8 protein-coding genes are annotated in these 10,451 nt (G+C 55.5%); all 8 read right to left on the bottom strand.

All coding sequences use genetic code 11. The features are described 5' to 3' along the window. Window positions 1-2,123 (bottom strand): M10 family metallopeptidase C-terminal domain-containing protein (locus GS620_RS08635; RefSeq protein ID WP_171615254.1); only part of this gene is annotated, 2,123 nt, incomplete at its 3' end. A gap of 472 nt (window positions 2,124-2,595) precedes the next feature. Next, complete coding sequence (locus GS620_RS08630) at window positions 2,596-4,101, bottom strand: mannitol dehydrogenase family protein (protein ID WP_171615252.1); 1,506 nt, start codon at window positions 4,099-4,101, stop codon at window positions 2,596-2,598. Continuing rightward, window positions 4,101-4,874: an L-iditol 2-dehydrogenase gene (locus GS620_RS08625; RefSeq protein WP_171364358.1), complete on the bottom strand. Its 774-nt coding sequence runs from the start codon at window positions 4,872-4,874 to the stop codon at window positions 4,101-4,103. Before GS620_RS08625 ends, GS620_RS08630 begins: the two co-directional genes overlap by 1 nt. Continuing rightward, window positions 4,871-5,875, bottom strand: a complete 1,005-nt coding sequence (locus GS620_RS08620) for an ABC transporter ATP-binding protein (protein WP_171205154.1) — start codon at window positions 5,873-5,875, stop codon at window positions 4,871-4,873. Before GS620_RS08620 ends, GS620_RS08625 begins: the two co-directional genes overlap by 4 nt. Before the next feature lie 12 nt (window positions 5,876-5,887). Then, the gene (locus GS620_RS08615) at window positions 5,888-6,718 is read right to left on the bottom strand and encodes a carbohydrate ABC transporter permease (protein WP_171615250.1); all 831 of its coding nucleotides are present in this window, start codon (window positions 6,716-6,718) and stop codon (window positions 5,888-5,890) included. Window positions 6,719-6,730: 12 nt separating this feature from the next. Then, the gene (locus GS620_RS08610; RefSeq protein ID WP_171330907.1) at window positions 6,731-7,597 is read right to left on the bottom strand and encodes a carbohydrate ABC transporter permease; all 867 of its coding nucleotides are present in this window, start codon (window positions 7,595-7,597) and stop codon (window positions 6,731-6,733) included. A gap of 109 nt (window positions 7,598-7,706) precedes the next feature. Beyond that, window positions 7,707-9,011, bottom strand: coding sequence for a sugar ABC transporter substrate-binding protein (locus tag GS620_RS08605; protein ID WP_171615248.1), 1,305 nt, complete (start codon window positions 9,009-9,011; stop codon window positions 7,707-7,709). A 95-nt stretch (window positions 9,012-9,106) separates the two neighbouring features. Beyond that, a complete protein-coding gene (locus GS620_RS08600; RefSeq protein ID WP_152460298.1) occupies window positions 9,107-10,132 on the bottom strand; it encodes a LacI family DNA-binding transcriptional regulator in 1,026 nt (341 codons plus the stop codon). Between the last annotated feature and the right edge of the window lie 319 nt (window positions 10,133-10,451).

Below are 10,451 nucleotides of genomic sequence, written 5' to 3'. Positions count from 1 at the left end.
TGAATGGCCTGCCAGCCGGAGAAGCTGTTCGGTCCGACAGTGGCGTTGTTGAATGTCAACTTGGTGGTGGTGCCAATCAGATATTCACCTTGGGTTGTCGCCCCCAGCGTTGTCGCGCCGCTGGATTCAATGCTGATCGTTCCATGACCCGTCAGCCCGTCATTGTTCAGATCAACGCCATAGAAGACCTCTACATCCGCAACTTTGGTGATTGTTGTACTGCTTAGGAATTCACCGGCCGCATTCGTCGTCCATTCACCGTAGGACCCATCCGAGTTCTTCCACAACACCCGGTAGCCGCCACCGGAGGCCTCGGCCTGAATGGCCTGCCAGCCGGAGAAGCTGTTCGGTCCGACAGTGGCGTTGTTGAATGTTAACTTGGTGGTGGTGCCAATCAGATATTCACCTTGGGTTGTCGCCCCCAGCGTAGTCGCGCCGTTGGATTCAATGCTGATCGTTCCATGACCCGTCAGCCCGTCAATGTTAAGGTCAGCGCCATAGAAGGTCTCAACATCAGCCACGTTGCCGATGCTGCTGCTGCTGAGGAACTGACCATTGGCATTTACCGTCCATTCCCCGTACGTCCCATCCACGTTTTTCCACAGCACTTTGTAACCGCCGCCCGAAGCCTCGGCCTGAATGGCCTGCCAGCCGGCAATCGTGTTTTGACCAACAGCCTGACCATTAAATACCAGCGTCACGTTCGAGCTGCCTGCATCCAGAACGTAAATGCCCTGACTTGCATGTTTCAGTGTGGTGCCGGTCGTCTCGATATCCGAAAGCTGCATGGCAGCTTCGATATTCGAACGAGTATACGCCTGTGATCCATTCAGGAATTGAATGGCCTCGACATCATCTTCCACTGTGAAAGTGATACGTGAAACGGCATCGATAAATTCGTATTTCGTGCCGTTTTTAATGAACAGATAACTGCTGATGGCGCTGACAAATCGGATTGTGTCAGTGCCGCTTCCTCCGGAAAACGAGCCGGCATTGTTGGTCACAATGGCCCAATCGTCGCCCTGGCCGCCGAAAACCTGGTCTGCGCCGGAACCGTTCGCCAGATAAATGGTGTCGTTCCCCAAACCGCCATAAACGGTGTTGTTGTTGGTTCCGTCGGACACTGAATAGATCTTATCGTGACCATGGTTGCCATTCAGAACGTTCTGAGCGGTATTCCCGACGATCACGTCGTCACCGGTCCCGCCGATCGCGTTTTCAATCACAACGCCATGCGCGATTGTAAAGCCGCCCTTTATGCCCTCTGCGTAAGACACTACGCCGCCGCCGGTCTCGGAATAATCCAGTGTTGCGGCCCGCAGGTCGATCCGCGCCTTCGAACTGCCGACATGCTGGATGGTATCGTTTCCACCAGTATCCCAAATAGACTGATAGCCAGTACCCGCAACGTTTGCCCAAGGAAGCGTGTAGGTATTGTTGGCAGAGTTGTGGTTGGTATTGGCGCCATACATCGCCTGCAACGCAGCAATGTCCAAAGCGCCAAGACCCGTTGAACCACCATAAGTCGCGTTGACAGAGAGAATTCCGTTCTTTTCGGTCCAGCCATCATTATACGACATCACCGTGTAGACACCCTGATTCAGGCTGCCGGTCCCGAAAGAGTCAAATGGCGATGTGACGCCATTCATCACGGTTGTACCCAAACCGGTGTCGTGGGGATGACCCAACCCTAGCGCGTGGCCCAGTTCGTGGAGCAACGTAGTAAAGAAAAACCCGCCCGGATCGCCGTTTCCATTTGTTCCGGCAGTCCAGTAAGCGGTGTTGAAGGCGCCTTCGGAGGGGTTGCGCGATGGCGTGTAGTGGTAGCCAAGCGTTCTGGGATTCGAAAAAAAGCTTGTGGGCGCAATAACTTCCACCAAGTCGGCAGAAGCACTGCCGGATTCGACAAAAGTCACATTTGCGACGGCCTCGATGGCAGAAAGAGCCGCTCGGAATTCCGCCTTGTATTCCGCAGTCCACGCTTGTGTGCCCGCGTATTGTTCGAAGTGATAAGAAATTGTGGTGGTGTTCGAGGGATTGCCGTCACCGTAGGCAACATAACCTTGTATTGGACTGAGCGGAGAAGAAGCGGAAGGTCTTGGTATTATAGTCGTAGTAGCCATTGCTCAGCCCTGTACCTCGGAAGATTAGATTGCACTCGGATGCACGCTTAAATTGTTCTTTTTATGACAAACTACTATGCACCAACCTTTTTGAAACAGCAGGTGACACCATGTTTCAAATGACACTTTCTTTCAACGCCAGAACCGTCGCATAAGTGCAACAGAAACCCGCGATCCCTGGCTGAACCAGGCATCTGCGGCCGTTTAGGGTTTAGGCATTCTGCCAAGTATTTTTTTATTTTTTTGGACCCGTTCTCGGAGCTTTTGATCCGGTGGCAAACTTTCGCTTATTCCATGGACTCTGTAGTGAGGATTTGCCCAAGGCGGTGAACCGGTCAGGCCCGCCGAGGCTAACATCCAAGCCACTTTCGGCAGATTGCAAGCCCTATTTGCGTCAACGTCAGACAAAGCTCCGAGGGTCAGATACCGCACCGCATGGGTCCCGATTGAACCGAGCGCCGAGATTGAATTGTTACGTTGAACCGTTGGCGACATACTCAGCAATGGCGGCCCGGCTGCCACGCTGCCATATCAGGGTCAGCCAGCGGGCAAAGGCGTTGGAAAACTGTGTGCTGATTCCAAAATCACCGCTGTAGAAACCCTGTTCCAACCAAAGCTCAGGATCAGCTTTGGACGCTTTTGCAGTGCTGTTCAGGCTTTCCCACTGGGGATCATTGGGGGTGATCTCGGAGCCATCTTCACGAATACCCGCGCACATCCGGCACCAGAACGCTTCGGCGAGGGCGAGCCCGTTTGCAGAAGACCCTGATGCAAGTGCATCACGCAGCGACGGCAGCAAAAATCCGGGATGTCTTGCCGATCCGTCGAATGCAACCCTGCGTGTGGTGTCGTGAATCGCCGTGTTCGCAAATCGGCTCTCGATCAACTCAAGGTACTCACTTGCAGTGGTTTCGGGAGCCGCTTCGACATGCGGAAGGATTTCTTCAAACTGCACTTTTCGAAAAAACGCCACGATGTCCGGGTCCTTCATGCAGTCGGCAATCGTCGGAACACTCAGTACTTCTCCGACATTCGCCAACAGTTGATGACCTCCGTTCAAAATGCGCAACTTCATGGTCTCGTAACCATGGACGTTGTTGGTCAGTATTGCGCCGACGTTTTCGAGGGGCGGACGTCCGGCGCAGAAGGCATCCTCGATGACCCATTGACGAAAGTTCTCATGCGAGACGGGCGCTCTGTCATCGACGCCAAGGGCGCGGCATTGCGATACCAATTGGTCGGTCGTCGCTGGTACGATGCAATCCACCATCGAGTTGGGAAACGCGCCACGCCTGTCGATCCAGTTGGCCAGTTCCGGGTCGGACATGCGCGCCAATCCCACAACACAGTTTCGCAAAATCGTTCCGTTGCCCTGAAGATTGTCGCAGCTGAGCGCCGTGAACGGGTTGAGGCCTTCGGCGCGCCGTCGTCTGAGTGCCGCAACCATTGCGCCAAAGGCCGTACGGGGCTGATTGGGGTTTTCTGCGTCATGACGGATATCTGCGTGATCGAAATCGAATGCGCCGCTGTTGGCATCCAGAAAATATCCCCCTTCGGTAACAGTCAGCGAAACGATCCGGGTGGCCGGGTCGGCCATCGCGTGGATGAGGGCAGCGTTGTTTTCTTCGATCGGCAGGTAATCGATCATCGGGCCAATCACCTCGGCGGACATTCCGTTTGGCCCCAACTCGATCAGCGTTGTGAGGCAATCCTGCGCCAGCAATCGTTCTCGCATGACGGCGTCATAGCTTCGCACACCCGCTCCGACGATTGCCCAGTCATGGGCCAACCCCTGCTGCATGAGCCGATGGATATACCAGGCCTGATGCGCGCGATGGAAGTTACCCAATCCTATATGAACGATGCCCGGCGTCAGATCCGTACGTTCATACATCGGAGTCTTCACGGTGGTTGGCAGCTTGGAAAGGCTCTCTTGCCGCAGCCGTGCAGGGGTTTTTGCGTTCGCCACAGGGTCCATCAGCTCATCCAATTTCCGCCGTCGACATTGTAAGTCTGCGCGACGATATACTTGGCCTCGTCAGAGGCCAGAAAAACCGCCATGCCCGTCAGGTCTTCCGCGCGCCCCATGCGGCCATATGGAACAGCTGCCGCCACTTCGCGCTTCTTCTGGCCAAGGGGCTTGCCTTCGTGTTTTGCAAAAAAGGCGTCCACGCCATCCCAGTGTTCGCCATCGACGACACCGGGGGCAATCGCGTTTACATTGATCCCATGAGAAATCAGGTTCAGCCCCGCTGATTGGGTCAGGGATATGATCGCCGCCTTGCTGGCGCAGTAGACAGCGACCAATGGTTCACCCCTTCGCCCGGCCTGCGAGGCCATATTGATAATTCGGCCTTTGGTTCCGTGTTTGATCATATGTTTGGCGACGGCCTGCATCGTAAACAGCGCGCCCGCGACGTTGATGTCAAACACACGATTGTAGTCGGCGCGCTCGATCTCGACGAATGGTGCGGCGCTGAAGATGGCCGCGTTGTTGATCAGAATGTCGATTGGGCCGAATTGCGCCGCGGTTTTGACTATGGCCTGATCGATGCTCTGCTGGTCGGTCACGTCCATTTCGACAGCGAAAGCTGCCGCGCCAATTCCAGCGACCGCGCCCTGCGCGCGCTGGATGTCGATGTCGGCGACGGCGACCCGCGCGCCCTCTGCCACATAGGCCTTGGCAAATGCCAATCCAATGCCCCGCGCAGCCCCTGTAATCAGGGCGGTTTTGCCTGTCAGACGTTTCATTCGATCCGCAGACCGTCTGCGTCAAGTCTGTGGATCACATCGGCACGTGGGGTCAGATGAATGCGATCCCCATGGCGGAAACCAACCTCGCCATCGGCACGAACAGTGATTGTCTCCGCCAGTCCGGTGTCGTGGACGTGGAAAAACGTGTCCGAACCAAGATGCTCAGAGACGCTGACACGCCCGGACCATTCTCCTTCGGACTCCGACACCGCGATGTGTTCCGGTCGAATGCCGATCGTTCGTGCGCCGTGCTTTGCCGCTTCGGGCCCTTCGATAAAGTTCATCTTTGGCGAGCCAATGAATCCTGCAACAAACAGGTTGCGAGGCGTTCGGTACAGTTCCAGCGGGCTGCCAACCTGTTCGATCACGCCAGCCTGGAGCACAACGATCTTGTCCGCCATCGTCATGGCTTCGACCTGATCGTGGGTGACGTAGATCATCGTTGTCGCGAGGCGTTCATGCAGCTCGCTGATCTCCAACCGCATGCCCACCCGCAACGCTGCGTCGAGGTTTGAAAGCGGTTCATCGAACAGGAACGCGGCCGGTTCACGAACGATTGCCCGACCAATGGCGACGCGCTGGCGTTGACCACCGGACAACTGGCCCGGGCGGCGATCCAGGTAATCGGTCAGGTTCAGGACGCCGGCCGCACCTTCAACCCGCTTGTCGATTTCAGCCTGATCCAGTTTCGCCATGCGCAGCGGAAAGGCGATGTTCTTGCGAACGGTCATATGCGGGTAAAGCGCATAAGACTGGAACACCATTGCCAGCCCCCGTTTGGCGGGCGGCACGTCTGTTGCGTCTGCTCCATCGATTTCTATGTGGCCACTGGTGATGTCTTCCAGCCCTGCGATCAGGCGCAGCAGCGTGGATTTTCCGCAGCCCGAAGGGCCGACGAAAACGGTGAACTCGCCATCTTCAATGGTCAGGTCCAGCGGAGGGATGACCTGAACGTCGCCGAAGCTTTTGGTCACGGACTTGAGTTGTATGCGTCCCATGAGGAATGCTCCTTATTTCACGGCGCCGAAGGTCAGGCCGCGGACAAGTTGTTTCTGGCTGAACCAGCCAAGGATCAGGATGGGTGCAATTGCCATGGTCGAGGCCGCGCTGAGCTTGGCAAAGAACAGGCCCTCGGGGCTGGAATAGCTGGCGATGAAGGCCGTGAGCGGAGCCGGGTCAACAGCGGTCAGATTGAGGGTCCAGAATGCCTCGTTCCACGCCAGGATGAAGTTCAGCAGCACAGTCGAAGCAATCCCAGGGATGGCCATTGGGGTCAGGACATAGAGGATTTCCTCTTTCAGCGTCGCCCCATCCATCCGCGCGGCTTCCAGAATTTCACCCGGAATTTCGCGGAAATAAGTGTAAAGCATCCAGACGATGATCGGCAGGTTGATCAGCATCAGCACCACGACCAACCCTCCGCGCGTATCCAGAAGGCCCGGTTGGATGAACAGCAAGTAGATCGGGTACAGCACACATACGGCCGGCAACATCTTGGTGGACAGCATCCACAACAGGATGTCCTTGGTTCGTTTGGACGGAACAAACGCCATCGCCCAGGCGGCGGGCACGGCGATGATCACGCCCAGCATGGTCGATCCACCGGCGATGATCACCGAATTCCACAAGAACCGCATATAGTCCGAGCGTTCCTGCACGATGGCGTAGTTTTCCAGCGTCCAGTCAAAGTTCAAAAACAGGGGCGGGCTGGCAATGGCCTGCGCTTCGGTTTTGAAGCTGGTCAGGATCGTCCAGAGGATCGGGAAGAAAATCAGCAGTCCAACAGCCCAGGCAAGGGCGGTGTTCAGCGATTTGCGTCGAGATGTGACAGCGCGGGCCATGAGTTTTCCTCCTCACGCGTCCAGGTTCTTGCCGACGATGCGCATCAGGAAGATCGCAACGATATTGGCAAGGATGATTGCGTAGACACCTCCGGCTGATCCAAGGCCGACATTCTGGCTTTCCAACACGCGCTGGAAGATCAGGTAGGTGAGTGTACGGGTGCCGAAAGCGCCGCCGGTGGTCACGAAGATCTCGGCGAAAATCGACAAAAGAAAGATTGTTTGGATCAGGATCACAATGGTGATCGCACGGCCAAGATGCGGCAGAAGGATGTGATAAAAGCGCTTCAACGGCGGTGAACCATCCATCTCGGCTGCTTCCAGTTGCTCGCTGTCCAGCGACTGAATGGCGGTCAACAGGATTAGCGTTGCAAAGGGCAGCCATTGCCACGAAACGATCATGATGATCGAGGTCATCGACGCCTCGGACAACCACGAGATCGGCTCGGCCCCGAAAAAACGCCACAGATGGGCCAGCAATCCATTGACCGGGTCCATAAACATGTTCTTCCACACCAGCGCAGACACAGTGGGCATGACGAAGAACGGCGCGATGACAAGGATTCGGACAATGCCTTGCCCCCACATCGGCTGATCCAGCAGCATGGCAAGCAGAATTCCGAGAATGACGGTTATGATAAGAACACCGCCAACAATGACCAGTGTTGCCTGCACCGCGGGCCAGAATGTACTGGACGAGACAAAGCGGACGTAGTTGTCGAACCCGACCCAGCCCAGATCACCCCCGCGCAGAGGCAGATATTTCTTGAAAGAAAAGTACAGCGTCATCGTCAATGGCACGAGCATCCAGCCAAGCAGCAGGACCACTGCGGGTGCCATCATCAGGCGAGCAACGGATCGGGAGTGTTGAGTAGCCATTACGCAAACCCTCTCTGTTCAGGCGTAACTCAGCCTGCGAGAAAAACGCGAGTTGTGGAAGTGGAGAGAGCAGGGGACAGATTACCTGTCCCCTACTGGGAGGGATGCCTCAGTACCCTGCGGCTTTCATTTCTTCGGCTGTAAAGGCCTGCGCCTTTTCAAGCGCTTCATCTACAGTCTGCTGTCCGGCATAAACCGCCGAGAATTCCTGACTGACCTGTGTGGCAATGCCTGCGAATTCCGGGATCGCAACGAACTGGATGCCAGTATAGGGTGTTGGCTTGGCACAGCAGTTCTGCGGGTTGGCCAACAGGATCGACTCGAGCGTCATCTTGGCGAACGGAATGTCCTTGTAGTTCGCATTCTCATAAAGCGAGGTACGCGCGCCCGGAGGGACATTGGCCCAACCTTCGTTTTCCGCCACCAGCTCGATGTAATCCTTCGAGGTCGCCCATTCGATGAACTGCTTGGCTGCATCCTCTTTCTGGGTTCCCGCCGGAATGGCCAGTGCCCAGGCCCACAGCCAGTTGGCGCGCTTGTCGACGCCTTCCGAATTTGGTGCCAGTGCAAACCCGACCTTGTCCGCGACAGTTGAATCATCCGGATTTGTCACGAAGGACGCCGCAACAGTGGCGTCGATCCACATTCCGCACTTGCCCTGCTGGAACAGCGACAGGTTTTCGTTGAAGCCGTTGGTCGCGTAACCGGCAGGGCCGGATTCATTCATCATGTCGACAAAAAAGGTCGGCGCCTCTTTCCATTCGGGCTGATCAAACTGAGGTTTCCAGTCTTCATCAAACCATCGCGCACCAAAGGAATTCGCAGTCACGGTGATAAAGGCACCGCCTTCACCCCAACCCGCCTTGCCACGCAGGCAGATGCCGTTGATGTCGTTGTCACGGTCCGTCATCGCAGCCGCCGCCTCGCGGATAAACTGCCATGTCGGCGCCTCAGGCATCTCCATCCCGGCCTTTTCCATCAGATCGGTGCGATACATGATCATCGAGCTTTCGCCATAGAACGGTGCCGCATACAGCGTGCCCTCATGGCTCAGGCCACCCGCCATCGCAGGAAGCAGATCGCCGACATCATATTCCTCTGACAGTCCATCCAAAGGAACCAACCAGCCATTCGCGCCCCAGATCGGCGTTTCGTACATGCCGATGGTCATGATATCGAACTGACCGCCCTTGGTGGTGATGTCGGTGGTAACACGCTGACGCAAGACGTTCTCCTCCAGCGTCACCCATTCCACGTCGATACCAGTCGCCTCGGTAAAGTTGTCGGTATAGCCCTGCATCCGGATCATGTCGCCATTATTGACGGTTGCGATCGTGATCGTTTCTGCATGGGCCGCGGCCGTTGCGACAAAGGTCAATGCCGTCGCCGCACGAAGTGCGTTCTTCAAATACATCCTTGTCCTCCCTGAGCTTGGATGCCGTACACAGAAAGTAGTATTTAAATTGTCGCGGCATCAATAAAAACTTTACGCGCGTTAAAAGTTGTTGGTTACGCGGAATCCCTCAAAACCAATCTTGCGGGAAACAACGTTTCTGATCGCGTCTTGAATTTCCCTCCACTTTCAATGAGTTGAAACAGGGTTTCGACGCTGCGACCGGCGACATTGTCATAGTCATGAGCCGCCGTTGTCAGGGATGGGCAAGTGAACTGCGCAAAGGGATGGTCATCATTTGAGGCCACGCGCAGCGCGCAACTGTCATCACGACCGACGCGAATCCCCTGTTTGTAGCAAGCTGCAAGAAAGCCAATGGCCAGTCGATCATTGCTGCATAGTACCGAGTCGGTTCGCAAACCGCGTTCTTCCAGAACTTTCAGCGCCCCTCTTTGGCCGATTTCTTCAAACGCCCAGCCTTTGCCTTCAACTTTGATAATATGCGGCTCGAGTCCGAGACGTTCCATCACTTTGATATAGGCTTTCCTTCGCTTGTTGGCGTTTGGGTTCGCAGGTGTGCGCATTTCAAAGAACGAAGGCGGTTCACCAGTGCGGGTCATGTATTCGACGGTTTGCGAAACAAAACTGAAGTTATCAGAACCAACGAATGCAGCCCCCAAACCATCGAGATTACTGTCAAACAAGATCGTCGGAACATTGGCACAGAATTTCTCTATTGCTGATCTGTCCGAAACGCGTCCGAGAGGCGCCAAAAGTACCCCTGCCGGCTTCATGGATTGCAGGCCGTCCAGAATTTCGTTTTCCAGCTTTTGTTCACCATGAGAGCTGAACAGGAACGGACGGTATCCGGCCGCGATACAGCTTTGTTCCAGATAGCGTGCGATTTCTGCAAAGAACGGATCGGCCAGATACGGTACGACGATACCGATATTCTTGGTAAGCTTCCGGTTCTGGTTCACCGCGTAAATGTTGGGGCGATAGTCGAACCGTTCCAGCGCCTCTTCGATTCGGGCCCGCGTCGTGGGGCGAACGCTGTCGGGATCGTGAAAGTATTTGGATACCGTGGGGCGCGAGATGCCGCTGAGCGCTGCAAACTCTTCCATATTCTTTATCTTGGTCATGCCAGTCTGCCTGCTGGTTTTGTTCGCCGTGAACTTATCATAGATTTACATATTCTTTGCGCGCGCTAATAAATCAATAGCCAGAGCGGCCTCGTGCAACCAGCGCGCGACAAGGCGTTCAAAGGGATTTCGAGAGTGACGCCGGCCTTTTTGCAAGATTCATTCAAATTGATGACAAGGCTGGCAAAACGTATCCAGGAAGGTCTGCGTGTGGCTTGGCCGGCGCTTACGGCCGATAACTGTGGACCGAACAGCAGGCTTGGACGGGGTAAGAAAAAGGTTAGAATAATATGATCGAACACTGAACCCAAATTCTTGA

Source organism: Ruegeria sp. HKCCD6428, from assembly GCF_013110595.1.
Taxonomy (GTDB): domain Bacteria; phylum Pseudomonadota; class Alphaproteobacteria; order Rhodobacterales; family Rhodobacteraceae; genus Ruegeria.
This window is presented reverse-complemented; position numbering and strand designations above follow the sequence as displayed.

Bases quoted from the DNA above. Each gene is read 5' to 3' on its own strand.
- GS620_RS08615 (WP_171615250.1), bottom strand. From the start codon at position 6,718: ATGGCCCGCGCTGTCACATCTCGACGCAAATCGCTGAACACCGCCCTT.
- GS620_RS08620 (WP_171205154.1), bottom strand. From the start codon at position 5,875: ATGGGACGCATACAACTCAAGTCCGTGACCAAAAGCTTCGGCGACGTT.
- GS620_RS08630 (WP_171615252.1), bottom strand. From the start codon at position 4,101: ATGGACCCTGTGGCGAACGCAAAAACCCCTGCACGGCTGCGGCAAGAG.
- GS620_RS08605 (WP_171615248.1), bottom strand. From the start codon at position 9,011: ATGTATTTGAAGAACGCACTTCGTGCGGCGACGGCATTGACCTTTGTC.
- GS620_RS08600 (WP_152460298.1), bottom strand. From the start codon at position 10,132: ATGACCAAGATAAAGAATATGGAAGAGTTTGCAGCGCTCAGCGGCATC.
- GS620_RS08610 (WP_171330907.1), bottom strand. From the start codon at position 7,597: ATGGCTACTCAACACTCCCGATCCGTTGCTCGCCTGATGATGGCACCC.
- GS620_RS08625 (WP_171364358.1), bottom strand. From the start codon at position 4,874: ATGAAACGTCTGACAGGCAAAACCGCCCTGATTACAGGGGCTGCGCGG.